This is a genomic window from Klebsiella planticola, assembly GCF_000783935.2.
GTDB classification, from domain to species: Bacteria; Pseudomonadota; Gammaproteobacteria; order Enterobacterales; family Enterobacteriaceae; genus Klebsiella; species Klebsiella planticola.
Genome location: NZ_CP026047.1, coordinates 5,432,740 through 5,448,520, shown reverse-complemented (window position 1 = coordinate 5,448,520; position 15,781 = coordinate 5,432,740). Strand labels below are relative to the sequence as shown.

Here is a 15,781-nt window from a genome sequence, read left to right as displayed (position 1 = left end):
TCTTTGAATAAATGTTTTCACAGACGTTTTATTTTTTCAATATTCATTGATTACATGTTGTTTTTTATTTTTCTTTAGGGGAAGAAAAGTCATAAGATGTGAAAGTATCAGCAGTATGACTGTAAAACTGAATTTTTGCTCAAGGCTGTCATTTTATAAAGTGTTTTTATTATAGATAAGACACTGGAGATTTAAATGAAAAAAATATTTGTGATTACTCGGGCTATTTCTTTTGATGATGGAGTTGGGGGGCTTGAAAGGAGCGCATACGATCATATTATAGAAATGCATAGAATTGGATATCGAGTGTCGCTAATTTCACCAGCTAAAAAGGTAGCTGGCAATATACCTGAATATATATCTTTCCAAGATGTACCATGGCCCCAAAAGAGTGTAGTGAGTATTTTTGGGTATGAGTATGTCCTATGGTGTAATCGTGTGGCTAAATATATAGAGAAAAATGTGCCTGAAGGTAGTGTATTACATTTTCATGGTGCTGCAGTGGGTGCTATTTATTTCATATCTAAAAATAAAAGAGAAAAATATAAAGCAGTGGCAAATCCTCATGGCATGGAAGAGTTTACATCGGGTAAATTAAAAAGTGAGTTTAACCGATTTTTTATTCGATGGTTAGCGCAAAAAGCTAAACATGCCAATGTGATTATAGCTACGGATCAGTTATTAATTGATAAAGTTAAGAAAAATATTAATGTTACAGATGATAAAATTTTATTGATACCAAATGGGGTAAATATTCTTCGTCTTACTTCCTTAGTAAATAAAGAATTTATTAAACACATAAGAGAAAAAGATGATTTTATAGTTTTAAGCTTAGGGCGGATTGAATTTAATAAAGGGTATGATTTACTAGCCAAAGCAATTAGTGAGTTGAATAATGAATATTACTCAAATAAAAAAATAAAATGGATACACCTTGGTAGAGGGAGTAGAAAGAGTGACATCGAAAAAATAATATCCTCAGGCAAAAGCAACTATCAAATTATTGAATATGCTACAGATGAAGAGGTGAATAGTTATCTTAGTATATGTGATATATTTGTACAGCCCTCACGTTTTGAAGGCAGTAGTTTAACAACACTTGAAGCTATGGCTCATGGATGTATTGTTATTGGAACAAAAGTAGGCGGGATTCCTAATAAAATTATCAATAATGAAACCGGTTTTCTAACTGAAAGTGTTGATTCTGATTCCATCAAAAAAACACTCCAAAAAGTTATGAAGTTAGATGATGTTAATTCTATAAAATATGCTGCAAAAACATTCGTAGAGGACAACTTCGATGTTAGTAAACTCGCTATAAAATACGATAATCTATACTCAAGGTTGACTCGGGGAGAATGATTTTGAAAATTTTAATATTAAGTCACACACGTGAGTACTCTAATTTTAAAATCGGTAGCCATCATTATGCGAACGGATTTATCAGAAAAGGTCATGAAGTTACATTCTTAGGCAGTCCTTATACCTTATCTCACAAATTGATGGGTAAAAAAAAAGATGAGGGTGTCTATCAACTTGATATGAGAGTTAACTTATTAACACCTTATATGTTATTTCCAATAAAAAATAAAAATGGGAAATTATTCGACTTAATAAATTATTTTTTTTGTAAAGTATCTATCAAAGATAATATGTATGATTTAATAGTATGTGACAATCCTTATTTTTATCCATATATTAATATTTTTAATTATAAAAAGATGATTTACAGACCGACAGATGATTATTTTAAGTTTGATGGCGAAGTTGCAAATAAATATGAAAAAAAAATAACGGGTATTTCTGACCTGATTATTTCTACTTCATTAAGTGTGAAAAGATCAATTGATGAAAGATTTAAACCGAGTTGTGGCTCAATCGTTTTAGAAAATGGCTATGATGCGGAAATGTTTAAATCAGTAAATAATAAGGATCGTTCCGGTGCTATCTATATAGGGGCCGTGGACGAGCGTTTCGATTTAGATGCTATTAGTATATTAGCAAAAGTATTTCCAGAGGATAAATTTAACATATATGGACCAATTATTGATAGTTATAAACAAAAAGTGAAAGAGATTACTGATATATATGAAAATATTATTTTCTATGGTGCTGTGGATTATAACCAAACACCTGATATCATGCAGAAAGCAAAAATAGGCTTATTAACGCTGAGTCGTCATCCTTCAAATCATGGGCGTAGCCCAATGAAATTATGGGAATATGCGGCCTCAGGATTGGCAGTAATTTATTCTAATATTGATCTAAATGAAGTTAAAAATGTTGGTTTTTTGTGGGAATATAATAATGACGATGAGTTAATTAAATGTTACGAGCAAGCAAAGAGTAATTATTTTTTGGATAAAAGAATTGTTGAAGTAATAGAGGAACACTCGTGGTCAAATAATATTGATAGGATTCAAAGTCAATTCAATAAATTAGCATAAATCATTTATAGCAAAATAGAAATAAAAAGGAGAGATAAATGACTAAAAAAAAAGTTTTGCATGTTGCTGAAACTGCAAGAGGTGGTGTAGCTACAGTTATTAGACAATTACTAAAAAATGATGATGTAGATAGTTACTGTTTACTGCCTGATACGCATTGTAAAGATGTTATGGAAGTGCCTGATTTATCTATTTATACATTCAAAAGAAAAAAAAGAGGAATGTTATCTCTTATTAATTTATCTATTCAATATTTAAAATTACTGAAGAAAATAGATCCAGACATAATACACATTCATAGTTCTTTTGCGGGTGTTGTATGTAGATTGATTAACATTCTAGTCAAGAAAAAAGATATAAAAGTAGTTTATTGTCCACATGCCTTTGCATTCATAATGGATGTAAAAGGTTCTATGAATAAAGTTTTCCTTTTTATAGAAAAAATGCTTCAGCCATATGCCAATATAATAATTTGCACAAGTAAATATGAAAAAAAATCAGCAATTAAATTTGGGTTGAAAGAATATAATCTAGAGGTGGTTTATAATGGAGTAGAGGATCCTCAAGATGTAAGCGATGCTAGTTCTCCATATCAAAGTAACTTTACAAATATATTATTTGTTGGACGCTTTGACCATCAAAAAGGGTTTGATCTGGTGGAGAAATTATCTCACTTGGTCAAAGACAACACTAAAATTACTGTTATTGGAGACGCTGTTAGAGATTCAGCCAAAAAGAAAGAAGATGGTATTTCAAGTATCATATATAAAAATTGGATGAGTACTACAGAAATTGCCCCATTCTTTTACTATGCTGATTTTTTGTTTATGCCAAGTAGATGGGAATCATTTGGTTTAGTTGCGGTTGAAGCTCAAAGTTATGGTTTACCTGTCGTCGCATCAAACTGCTCTTCATTACCTGAAGTTGTCATAGATGATATTACAGGGTATCTCTTTAAAAAAGATGATATAACAGAAGCATGGGATATTATTAGCTCAGTGGAGAAATCAGAATGGGGGTTAAAAAAAGAAAATTGCTTAAAAAATTATAAGAGTAATTTCACAACGATGAAAATGATAGAGAATATTAATTTAGTATATAAGTCCCTCTTTTAATATCTTTTATTATTAGGCACCTTCTTTTTGTATTATAACCACTTGAACTTAAGGTATAGAGGCGATTCTTGAATAGAAAAGTAATCTCCAACTCAATATGGATGATGTCAGAAAAACTTGTCTCAATAGTCGGGCTGATTTTTGTTACATCCTTCGTTGCAAAGTATGTAGGTCCGAAAATATTTGGTGAGATTTCGTTCGCTACATCACTTTTCCAAATTGTTCAAATTATATCTCAGTTTGGAAGTGATATTATAATTTTTAAAAGAATAGGGAAGAGCCAAATATCAGGTGTGAGGCTAATAATTTCTACTGTTTACTTAAGATTATTCGCATATGTTATAATTACATTCCCGGTTATTTTTTATTATTGGCTATTTGCTCATGAGTTAGGATTTGTTTATATTATTGGTTGCATGCTATCTTGTTTTTTTATGGCAATGGATGTCTTTGCAATATACAATGATGCGACATTAAACTCTAAAATCAATACAATAGTAAATGTTGCTGCATTGATTATTTGTTTATTTTTACGATGGTTAATTGCATTTCTTGAATTGGATCCAAGGTTCCTTGTTATTCCTATCATATTGACTGGTTTTATACCATTCATTATTAGATGGTTTTATTTTAGGAACAAAATAGATAGAGGTTCAAAGGTTAAAAAAAAGCACCAGATTCGCTATATAAGATATATGTTTTGTGTGGGCTCTACATTTGTAATCTCAACTATATCTGGAGCTATCTACACTCGTATGTCAATGTTACTTCTAGGTGTAATGACAAATAAAGTCTATGTGGGTATTTATGCAGTGGCAGTGTCTCTTTCAGCATGTTGGACTTTTGTATGTAATGCTTTTATTACTTCTACATTACCAGGACTTTTCTCTGAAAATAAAGACGACAAAGTTATTGATGGTTTCAGTAAGTTATTATTAATAGTTTTTATTATGTCACTTCCTTTTTTGTGTTTTATGATTTTTTTTGGTAAATATCTGATTGGTTTTCTTTATGGTGATGCTTTCACTGATGCTTATATACCACTAATTATTCTAACACTAGCTGCTGTAATATCTATGTTAGGCACTGTATCTGCACGGTTAATTGCTAAATATTCGGGTTATACTTTTCTTTCAAAAAAATCACTTTGTGTTGCATTCACTAGTAGTCTAATAAATATTCCGCTAATTTACCAATATGGTATTATTGGTGCAGCGGTTGCAACTTTCTTGACTGAGCTAATTTCTATGAGTATTTATAATTATCCTTTTAAAAATAATGTGGTTTTCCATATGCATGTTAACTCTTTGAAAATAAACAAATTAATTAAAAAATAGTTGTCTTAATACAAAAGTCGATATATAAATGGGGTGATAATTGGAAATATCAGGGTTAATATATCTGTCTTTGTGTGCATGTGTTATGCTCAAGAATAGGTTACTATTACTAACAGTTTTCGTATGTAGCGCAAATTTTTTCGCAGCTAGTTTTATAAATATAGGAGGTAAAGGGATACCATTATATTTAGTGGGGGAAATCTTGCTCATTATTGCTCTTTTTAGCAAATTTAGTGGACGAATTTCTATAATATCTAAGAGCGAAGCTTATCTTTTCTTGTTTACTACATGGTCAACTCTTATCTTAGCAGTATCCCCAAGTGTTTTTTCTAATCTTCAGGTCAGTATAGATCCTGATGATATGGCAAGAAATGGAGGTCGGCCAAATCCAAGTATCATAAGTTTTGCTCAGATTGGCTATCTAATAATTCATTTTATTTGTTTATCATTAATTATAAAATGCCGTAGGAATGATTTGTGGAGTTATTATAATTTCGATTTTAAAAAAATAGTAATAATTTCATCATGGATTACCTGCATATTTGGATTTATTTCATATGCATTAAGATTAATTGGTGTATCTAAAATCCTTATACCTATTTTCTATAATAATCCTGGTTATGCACAGCTAATAGATGCAGCATTGAGGTTTCAGGCTGGATTTCCTGAGGCATCATTTTGTGGTGCTTTTCTTGGGGCTGCATTTTGGGTCGCTATTTATCATAGAAGAATATTACTTTCTTGTCTTTTAATTGCGGCTATGATTCTAAGTGTATCCGGTTCAGCTTTAATTTCATTCTTTGCCGGTTTTTGCTTATATTTTTTCTATTATGGAAGAAAGAAATTATTAATAACATTAATAATTCTTTTCCTTATTGTTTTTTGTTTGTATATATTTGGTGTTCTTGAATATCTCATTGCCTTTATATTAGATAAAGGTAATTCACATTCTGGTGATGTTAGGTACTCACAGGCTGTACTTGCATTAGATATATTTTATAACACATATGGTTTCGGTATTGGTGTTGGAATAACTAGGGGTGGGGGAGGGTTTCTCAATTTATTAGCTACAACTGGATTTGTTGGAACTCTACTATTCATTTTATTTGTCACTAACATCCTTAGAAAAGAGAGTTTTGATAAGGTGATATATATAGTATCATTATTATCAGCAATGATTTTCACTATACCTGATGTTTCATATCCAGTTTTGTGGGGCGGATTATTTTTGATCGCTGCGACAGCAAATAAAAATAAATAGTTTAAAGGTGATGTTATATGCTATATGTTAATGCAAGGTTTTTGACTCAGAATATTACAGGTGTGCAAAGGTTTGCTGCGAATATTGCATTGGAATTAAAAAAAATAAATAAAGATATAGTTTTTATAACGCCAAAAAATATAATTCAAACAGAGATAGCTGAAAAATTAAATGCTCAAGTTGTTGGTGTGAATACTGGACATGCTTGGGAGCAACTAGACTTACCGTTGTATCTGTATAAAAATAGGAAGCCATTGTTATTAAACTTGTGTAACACAGCTCCAATATTATACAAAAATAAAGTTGTGACATTGCATGATATTATTTTTATAAAATACCCTCAATCATTCTCTAAAAAATTTATTTTATGGTACAATTTTTTTATTCCTGCAGTTTTATCGAGTGCTAAACATATTATTACTGTTAGTGATTTTTCTAAAAATGATATTGTTTCTCATTTTAAACTGTCAGAGGATGATATTTCAGTTGTCTATAATGCTGTAGATCAGGTGTTTCTTGATGTACAAGATGAAGTTGATGAACTTCAAAATAAAGACTATTTTTTGGCAGTGTCTTCACCCAATTATCATAAAAATTTCCAGCGCTTAATAGAGGCATTTGTTCTTTTTAACACAAATCATAATAATCGCTTTAAATTAAAAATTATCGGCTCCCTATCAAACTCATTTAAATATGATAATGGGAATTTATCGTGCAAGGATAAAAAAATCGAGTTTTTAGGGCGCGTAACCGACTTAGAATTAAAGGAATTATATCGTTCAGCTAGAGCATTTGTATTCCCATCACTATATGAAGGCTTTGGCATTCCACCGTTAGAAGCACAAGCGTGTGGGTGTATAGTTTTATCGTCAAATGCAGCTTCATTGCCTGAAGTATTGGAGCACTCAGCAATTTTCTTTGATCCTTTACGTATAGAAGATATGCAATCTGCTATGGACAAACTTGTATCTCTGACGACAAATGAGAAGAAAATCCTACACTCAAAAGCATTATGTAATTTAGATAGATTTTCTTGGGGAAAGTCTGCAGATAAAATTGTAAGATTATTAAAAAATATGGATAATTAAATCACTGATCTTTTTTCGGAGATTATATATGTTTAAATTTTTTGTGTTTTACTTATTATTATCAATCTTTCCTATTAAAGTATTTGCTGATAATCTAATTAAGGGTGTAGGTATTCATCCTTTAACACATGAACTTACGGATGAAAATTTTTTCGATATATTGTTAAAATATAATATAACATCGTTTAGAACTGATTATCCATGGAGTCGAGTAGAGAAAAAAAAAGGAGTATACCAGGATGCAGATTCCAGAATTGATAGCATCGTAAATGCTGCTGTAAATAAAAAAATAGAGCCTATGCTTATCTTAGACTATGGCAATATATTATATGATCCTAAGACAGATGATAACCCTCGAAGCAAACCTAATTCGATTGCATCTAGGGATGCGTTTATAAAATATTCCGGATGGGTAGCTTCTCATTTTAGATTAAAAGTAAACATGTACGAGGTTTGGAATGAATGGATCCAAACAGACGGTCGCAAAGGTTTAAATCATTTTTCAGTTTTCAACGACGATTCAGCCAAAATATTTTCTGATTTGGTATTACGCTCATGCATCGAGATAAAAAATAATAATCCTAAAGCGAAAGTAATTGCTGGTGGTATTGATCCATTTGATAAAAAATCTGAAATATGGATGATGAAGGTTGTGTCTACAGGAATAATGAAATGTCTTGATGGTATTTCACTTCACCCATACTACTATCCTAATGATAGTAATATCTCTAGTGATCCGGTAATGGATAAGTTAGTTGAAGTACATAAAATGCTGGTAAAAGCTAATGAAGGGAACGAGGTAGACTTGTATGTTACTGAAATTGGAGTTCCACTCGTAAAATATGCAAAATATTCAGACTCTGACATATCCGAATATATTCACAATTTATATTCAAAAGCAAGTGGCTACAGCTTTATCAAGGGAATATGGTGGTATGATTTGATAGATGATGGAAAAAATAAAAACGAGATACAACAGAATTTTGGGTTGCTTAATAATGACGGAGCACCTAAGAAAATAATGGATGAGTTTCTTAATCTAAAAAACTAATAAATCAAATAAATTACAGAGGAAAATAACACTATGATTATTCCTGTTATTATGGCTGGAGGGTCGGGTAGCCGTTTATGGCCAATGTCCAGGGAGTTGTACCCTAAGCAATTTTTACGTCTGAATAGTGAATTATCGATGCTGCAGGAAACTGTACATCGTCTTGCAGGGTTGAATTTGGCACAACCCTTATTAATCTGCAATGAACAACATAGGTTTTTAGCTGCTGAGCAATTAAATCAGATTGATTGCTTTTCAAAAAATATAATTCTAGAACCTTTTGGTAGAAATACTGCTCCTGCGATAGCATTGGCTTCGCTACATTCGTTAGCGGAGCATGAAGATGCCCTCCTTCTGATACTTGCAGCCGATCATGTCATTGGGGATATACAAGCATTTCATAACGCTGTAAGAACAGCAATACCTCACGCAGAAAATGGTAAGTTAGTTACTTTTGGTATTGTTACTACAGGCCCTGAAACTGGATATGGATATATTCAACGAGGTGAAAATATAAATGGGTCAGGTGCATATAGTGTTGATCGATTTATAGAGAAACCAAATTTAATCGATGCCCAAAAATACCACAATAGTGGTGAGTATTATTGGAATAGTGGTATGTTTTTATTTAGAGCAAAGGACTATATTCGTGAATTGAAAGCATACCGACCTGATATACTTGAATGTTGTGAAAAATCCATTGAAACAGTAAGTTATGATTCACTCCAAGATTTTATCCGTATAGATGCAGAGATATTTAAAAAATGTCCAGATGAATCTATAGATTATGCTGTAATGGAAAAAACGAACCACGGTATAGTTATCCCGTTGGATGCTGGTTGGAATGATGTTGGTTCATGGTCAGCACTTTGGGAAGTAAACAGTCGAGATCTTAATGGTAACGCTTTGACCGGTGATGTTTTTACTCATGATGCAACTAATTGTTATATAAATACAGATGATAAACTTGTCGCCGCAATTGGCGTTGAAAACTTAGTTATTGTTAATACAAAAGATGCAGTATTGGTTATTAATAAATCTAAAGTACAGGATGTTAAAAGAATAGTAGAATATTTAAAAGAAGAATCTCGACCTGAATATAAAGTTCATCGTGAATCTTATCGTCCTTGGGGACTTCAAGATAAGATCATTGACACAAATAAATATCATGTAAATAGAGTAACGGTTAAACCTGGTGGAAAGTTTTCATTGCAACAACATTTGCATAGGGCTGAGCATTGGGTCATATTATCTGGGACTGCAGAAATTACGCTTGATAATAAAAAATTTTTACTAACTGAAAATCAATCAACTTTTATTCCAATCGGTTCAATTCATATGCTTGAGAACCCCGGTAAAATTCCTTTAGAAATATTGGAAATTGAGTCGGGCTCTTATCTAGGGGAAGATGACATTGTTCGTCTAACAGATCACTATGGGCAATTTTAAATAAGAGATTATAATATGTCTAATAAACTTTCTTGCTTTAAAGCTTACGATATTAGAGGGAAACTTGGAGAAGAACTAAACGAGGATATAGCATACCGAATAGGCCGAGCATACGGAGAACTTTTAAAACCCAAAAAAATAGTGCTTGGTGGTGACGTTAGGCTTACAAGTGAATCACTTAAACTTGCTTTAGCTAGAGGTTTGCAGGATGCTGGTGCTGATGTGATTGATATTGGACTAACCGGTACTGAAGAGATATATTTTGCAACTTCTTACCTCAATGTTGATGGAGGGATTGAAGTAACCGCTAGTCACAACCCTATGGATTACAATGGTATGAAATTGGTTCGTGAACAATCAAAGCCTATAAGTGGTGATACTGGTTTACGCGATATCCAGGAATTAGCAGAAAGAAACACGTTCCCTACGATAGTTTCGCATAATAAAGGTAATTATGAAAAACTGTCAATTCTGGATGCATATATTTCCAAACTACTTTCGTATATTGAAATAAAAAATATTAATAAACCACTCAAATTAGTTATCAACTCAGGGAATGGTGCTGCTGGTCATGTAATTGATGAAATCGAGAAAGCATTTTTACAGGCTGAGTTACCTGTCGAATTTATTAAAATTCATCACCAGCCTGATGGCAATTTCCCTAATGGAATACCAAATCCTCTTTTGCCTGAATGTAGAGAGGATACATCTAATGCAATAAATCTATATGGTGCTGATTTAGGTATTGCTTTTGATGGGGATTTTGACCGTTGTTTCCTTTTTGATGAGAATGGTGCTTTTATCGAGGGATATTATATAGTTGGTCTTTTAGCAGAGGCTTTCCTTGAAAAGTATCCCGGTTCCCGGATTATTCATGATCCTCGTTTGAGTTGGAATACTATTGATGTTGTCCAACGTGCAGGTGGTATTCCTGTAATGTCAAAAACAGGGCATGCATTTATTAAAGAAAGAATGCGTGAAGAGGATGCTGTATATGGTGGTGAGATGAGTGCTCATCACTACTTTCGTGACTTTTTCTATTGCGATAGCGGTATGATTCCTTGGCTTTTGATTATCGAATTATTATGTAATAAAAATAAATCACTCAGCAGTTTGGTTAGTGAACGCATTTCACTTTATCCGGCATCTGGAGAAATAAATAGTTCTTTGGATGAGCCAGAGAAAGCGATAAAAAAAGTCCTTGCACGATATACGCATGATGCTATCAATGTTGACTATACAGATGGTATTAGTGTTGAATTTTCAGATTGGCGTTTTAACTTACGAAGTTCAAATACTGAGCCAGTTGTTCGTTTAAATGTTGAGTCTCGTTCTGATCAGGATTTGATGAACTCTAAAACCATTGAGATTCTTGATTTATTAAGATCTAAATAAATATAAATATGTACCCTACTCTTTTGAATTACCGTGCCAAAGTTATCTATTAAATTTATTTAGGTTGTCTATATATAAGAGCACATTATCATGACACTTCTACAGCATCGTACGCGATCAAATGCTAATGCATCGATAATTTCAATGGTGCAGCGATTATCTGATATAAGTATTATTTTCTTAGGGTCTTATTTATCTTGTTTGCTTATTGGTGCATCATTTAAATATGTTTACATTCTAATCTCCCTGATCGCTTTAGCAGTATTTCAAATGATTGGGGGTATAACTGATTTTTATCGTTCATGGCGTGGTGTCGATCTCTCTTCAGAACTTATCTTAATCCTTAAAAATTGGACCTTAACCCTTTTACTTACTCTTGGAGGAATATCTTTACTCCCGGATTTTCATTTGGGATACATTATTTTCATTCAGTGGTACTTCATTGTTTGCGTCGGCTTTATTATTTGCCGTTCAGCAATTCGGTTAGCTTCAGGTATGTTAAGGAAATTAGGTTACAATACCCGAACTGTTGCTGTTGTTGGGTCAATGCCTGTCGGTATTAACTTGCTAAAAGGCTTTCAGCAAGAGCCTTGGCTTGGACTCATCGTCAAGGGTATTTATGATGATATACCCGCATCAAACTATGATGGCGTTCCTTATGCTGGAAATATTGAAAAGCTTGTAGAAGAGGCTCGTGCTGGTAAAATCGAACGCATATATATAGCTATGGCAATTGGTGATGGAGCAAAAATTAAAAATCTAGTTGGGAAATTGACGGATACAACATGTTCTGTTCTATTGATACCTGATATTTTTACTTTTAACATACTTCACTCGCGTACCGAAGAAATAAATGGTGTTCCAGTCGTCCCTTTATTTGATACCCCTCTTAACGGTATTAATATGGTCTTTAAACGATTGGAGGATATTATTGTCTCTTTATTAATTTTAATTATCATTTCACCTGTTTTGATTTTTATTTCTCTGGCTGTGAAATTAAGCTCCAAAGGACCAATTATTTTCAGACAGGTTCGATATGGCATGGATGGAAAACCAATTAAAGTTTGGAAATTTCGCTCAATGACTGTAATGGAAAATGATGATAAGGTTATTCAAGCTACAAAAAATGACATCCGAGTTACTAAAGTAGGAAGATTTCTCCGAAGTACATCACTTGATGAATTACCACAGTTCTTTAATGTTTTATTTGGGCAAATGTCGGTTGTTGGTCCAAGGCCACATGCTGTCTCTCATAATGAGCAGTATCGTTCTCTTATCCAAGGATATATGCTTCGACACAAAGTTAAGCCTGGTATTACAGGGTTAGCTCAGATTAATGGATGGCGCGGCGAAACTGATACTTTAGAAAAAATGGAGAAAAGAGTCGAGTATGATTTACTTTATATTCGGGGCTGGACTATTTGGCTAGATTTGAAGATTATATTCCTTACGGTTTTTAAAGGTTTCATCAATAAATCTGCATATTAATTTCTTCTGATTTGTCCATAATCCTCTGGAACCTTAGCCGGTTTCTTGCTCATTTCTGTAAGTGATAAAAAATCATTTAACTCTATGCTGCTTATCTACTTTGAGCTAACATAATCATCACATTTAAACTGCGAGAGTTTCGCAGTGACCACACCAGACAGGAGTATGTAATGTCCAAGCAGCAGATCGGGGTTGTCGGTATGGCGGTGATGGGGCGCAACTTGGCGCTCAATATCGAAAGCCGTGGTTATACCGTCTCTGTGTTTAACCGCTCCCGTGATAAGACCGAAGAAGTGATTGCCGAAAACCCAGGCAAAAACCTGGTCCCACATTTTACTGTTGAAGAGTTTGTTGAATCCCTTGAAACTCCGCGTCGCATTCTATTAATGGTGAAAGCTGGAGCAGGTACCGATAGCGCTATCGAATCCCTGAAGCCGTATCTGGATAAAGGCGACATCATCATTGATGGTGGCAACACCTTCTTCCAGGACACCATCCGTCGTAACCGTGAGCTGTCTGCCGAAGGTTTCAACTTTATCGGTACCGGTGTTTCTGGCGGCGAAGAGGGCGCACTGAAAGGCCCTTCTATCATGCCTGGTGGACAGAAAGAAGCCTATGAGCTGGTAGCGCCCATTCTCGAGCAGATTGCTGCTCGCGCGGAAGATGGCGAACCTTGTGTTGCCTATATCGGTGCTGACGGTGCGGGCCACTATGTTAAAATGGTCCACAACGGTATCGAGTATGGCGACATGCAGCTGATTGCTGAAGCCTATGCGTTACTGAAAGGTGGTCTGGCACTTTCTAATGAAGAACTGGCGGCAACCTTTACCGAATGGAACGCAGGTGAGCTCAGCAGCTATCTGATTGATATCACTAAAGACATCTTCACTAAAAAAGATGAAGAAGGTAAATACCTGGTTGATGTGATCCTTGATGAAGCAGCCAACAAAGGTACAGGTAAATGGACCAGCCAGAGTTCACTGGATCTGGGCGAACCGCTGTCCCTGATCACTGAATCTGTCTTTGCGCGTTACATCTCTTCACTGAAGGACCAGCGTGTTGCAGCGTCTAAAGTCCTGACGGGGCCAGAAGCTCAACCGGCAGGTGATAAGGCAGAGTTTGTAGAGAAAGTTCGCCGTGCTTTGTATCTGGGTAAGATCGTTTCTTATGCTCAAGGCTTCTCCCAACTGCGTGCTGCATCGGACGAATACAACTGGGATCTGAACTACGGTGAGATTGCTAAAATCTTCCGTGCAGGCTGCATCATTCGCGCTCAGTTCTTGCAGAAGATCACTGATGCCTATGAGCAGAATGCAAGCATTGCTAACCTGCTCTTGGCGCCGTACTTCAAACAGATTGCTGATGAATATCAGCATGCGCTGCGTGATGTTGTGGCTTATGCTGTTCTGAATGGTATCCCGGTTCCGACATTCTCTGCTGCCATTGCCTACTACGACAGCTATCGCTCTGCAGTGTTGCCGGCTAACCTGATTCAGGCTCAGCGCGACTATTTCGGTGCTCATACCTATAAGCGCACTGATAAAGAAGGGGTGTTTCATACCGAGTGGATGTAATAGTAACTGTTAATCTTTTCCCGGTTATTAATTAACCGGGTTTTCTTTGAGTGTTTCTTAATTTTAACTGCTTGTTACTGATTTATTATTACTTTAATTTTCTTTTAATAGCTCGCTACCTTCAATTATTTTTTATTAGTGTGTTTCTGCTCAGTAATTAAAACCGTGAACAGCATATAGGCAGTGCGTCTATCGGTTGTAGTCCAGTTAACTGATTAAAGTGTTATCTAATGAAAATTACCATTTCCGGTACTAGTTTTGTTGGTTTATCGCACGTAAAACTGATTGATTGTACATTAACACGAAGTGCTCGCATTGGATTTGTACAATCCAAAGTCGATATGCTGAATCAGAATATATCACCGATTTTTGATAAAAAGATTTAGGAATATCTGACTGAAAAATTGTATCTCTGTGTGAAAAGGATAAGGAAGATGCCTATTGCAATGATAGCTATGTAATTATCAATACAACGACTGACTACGATCCAAAAACCAACTACTTCAACTCTTCGACAATTAATGCCTTCATTTGCAATGTTACCGAAATTAACCCTCATGCTATGATGATCATCGCGTCAGCCATTGCTGTTGGTTTTTTACCATGATATTAAAGAGCGTCTGGTATTGATAATGTCATCTTCTCTCCTGATTTTTGCGTAAAGGTGGAGCGTTGTGTGACAACCTTCAACCGTCACGTATCGTCGTTTGCGAACTTTTGTCAATTGGCTGAAAAAAGGCAATAAAGCCGAATATTCTAACCCTGTTTACGGACTCGACAGAGGCCGAAGCAATCAATCTGTTTGCTAATATCCACCTTTCTCTGCGTGTTGCTTATTTCAACCAACTGTATAACTATACATAAAGCAAGAGCCTGAACAGTAAGTTGATTATTGAATGTGTTCGGCTTGATCCGCGTATCGGTAATCATTATAACAATTCGTCATTCGTCATTCGTCATTCGTCATTCGTCATTCGTCATTCGTCATTCGTCATTCGTCATTCGTCATTCGTCATTCGTCATTCGTCTATGGCGTCCACTGCTTACCGAAATATATCAAGTAACTGATGACGAACTACGAAATGGTGCCGAAAAACATCATCGGCGCTATCTTCGATATCAACCGCACCCGTAATGATTTTATCGCAGATTCACAAAGGGGCTAGGCGTGTATCGCTTGATCATGAAGAGTGACTCCGAGAATTTCCGCGGCCCATCCATCTAGGGCGTCATGAAGTGTATCAAGCTAAACGTATTTCTGTTATTATCTACGAATTGGTGATGGTGGAAGAGGAGTTTTGCAATTGCCACATGGTTTGCGATCTGGAGGTGTTTATATAATAAGTCGATGTCATTATCTCAAACCTATTTGCGTAAAAGTTGTCTAATATTGCAAAAAAGATTTATACTTGCGACCTGTTTGATAACGATCTCTAATATTCCTGGAGATATTAAAATATTCTTATTTTAAGATGTAACTTGACAGTTTTTTCTATGAGAAATTATTACATTACATATTTTTAATTGGGATTAATATGGACAGTGATGCGGTGTAGAGTTGGGTGTTGTTTTTTTC

At 34.6% G+C, this 15,781-nt stretch carries 11 protein-coding genes and 1 pseudogene; all 12 read left to right on the top strand.

Annotated features, from left to right (window positions below):
• Positions 1-195 precede the first annotated feature (195 nt).
• The 12 genes and pseudogenes from MC50_RS26215 (at position 196) to MC50_RS26165 (ending at position 15,582) form a co-directional block, all read left to right on the top strand.
• A complete protein-coding gene (locus MC50_RS26215; RefSeq protein ID WP_047665342.1) occupies positions 196-1,362 on the top strand; it encodes a glycosyltransferase family 4 protein in 1,167 nt (388 codons plus the stop codon).
• A 2-nt stretch (positions 1,363-1,364) separates the two neighbouring features.
• Positions 1,365-2,447: a glycosyltransferase gene (locus MC50_RS26210; RefSeq protein WP_190306315.1), complete on the top strand. Its 1,083-nt coding sequence runs from the start codon at positions 1,365-1,367 to the stop codon at positions 2,445-2,447.
• Between the two features lie 38 nt (positions 2,448-2,485).
• Complete coding sequence (locus MC50_RS26205) at positions 2,486-3,562, top strand: glycosyltransferase family 4 protein (RefSeq protein ID WP_047665339.1); 1,077 nt, start codon at positions 2,486-2,488, stop codon at positions 3,560-3,562.
• 68 nt (positions 3,563-3,630) lie between these two features.
• The gene (locus MC50_RS26200; RefSeq protein WP_047665336.1) at positions 3,631-4,899 is read left to right on the top strand and encodes an oligosaccharide flippase family protein; all 1,269 of its coding nucleotides are present in this window, start codon (positions 3,631-3,633) and stop codon (positions 4,897-4,899) included.
• A 202-nt stretch (positions 4,900-5,101) separates the two neighbouring features.
• Entirely contained in the window at positions 5,102-6,160 is a 1,059-nt protein-coding gene (locus tag MC50_RS28610; protein WP_127913553.1) for a hypothetical protein, read from the top strand.
• 17 nt (positions 6,161-6,177) lie between these two features.
• Positions 6,178-7,248: a glycosyltransferase family 4 protein gene (locus MC50_RS26195; RefSeq protein ID WP_047665333.1), complete on the top strand. Its 1,071-nt coding sequence runs from the start codon at positions 6,178-6,180 to the stop codon at positions 7,246-7,248.
• Positions 7,249-7,276: 28 nt separating this feature from the next.
• On the top strand, positions 7,277-8,299 hold the full coding sequence (locus MC50_RS26190) for a hypothetical protein (RefSeq protein ID WP_047665330.1): 1,023 nt from the start codon (positions 7,277-7,279) through the stop codon (positions 8,297-8,299).
• A gap of 33 nt (positions 8,300-8,332) precedes the next feature.
• Complete coding sequence (locus MC50_RS26185; protein WP_047665328.1) at positions 8,333-9,748, top strand: mannose-1-phosphate guanylyltransferase/mannose-6-phosphate isomerase; 1,416 nt, start codon at positions 8,333-8,335, stop codon at positions 9,746-9,748.
• A gap of 15 nt (positions 9,749-9,763) precedes the next feature.
• Positions 9,764-11,143 (top strand): phosphomannomutase CpsG, encoded by a 1,380-nt coding sequence (gene cpsG, locus MC50_RS26180; RefSeq protein WP_047665326.1) that lies wholly within the window; start codon positions 9,764-9,766, stop codon positions 11,141-11,143.
• 90 nt (positions 11,144-11,233) lie between these two features.
• On the top strand, positions 11,234-12,631 hold the full coding sequence (gene wcaJ / locus MC50_RS26175; protein ID WP_047665323.1) for an undecaprenyl-phosphate glucose phosphotransferase: 1,398 nt from the start codon (positions 11,234-11,236) through the stop codon (positions 12,629-12,631).
• A gap of 170 nt (positions 12,632-12,801) precedes the next feature.
• Positions 12,802-14,205 (top strand): NADP-dependent phosphogluconate dehydrogenase, encoded by a 1,404-nt coding sequence (gene gndA / locus MC50_RS26170; RefSeq protein ID WP_047665321.1) that lies wholly within the window; start codon positions 12,802-12,804, stop codon positions 14,203-14,205.
• Positions 14,206-14,435: 230 nt separating this feature from the next.
• A pseudogene (locus MC50_RS26165) lies at positions 14,436-15,582 on the top strand (UDP-glucose 6-dehydrogenase).
• Positions 15,583-15,781 lie beyond the last annotated feature (199 nt).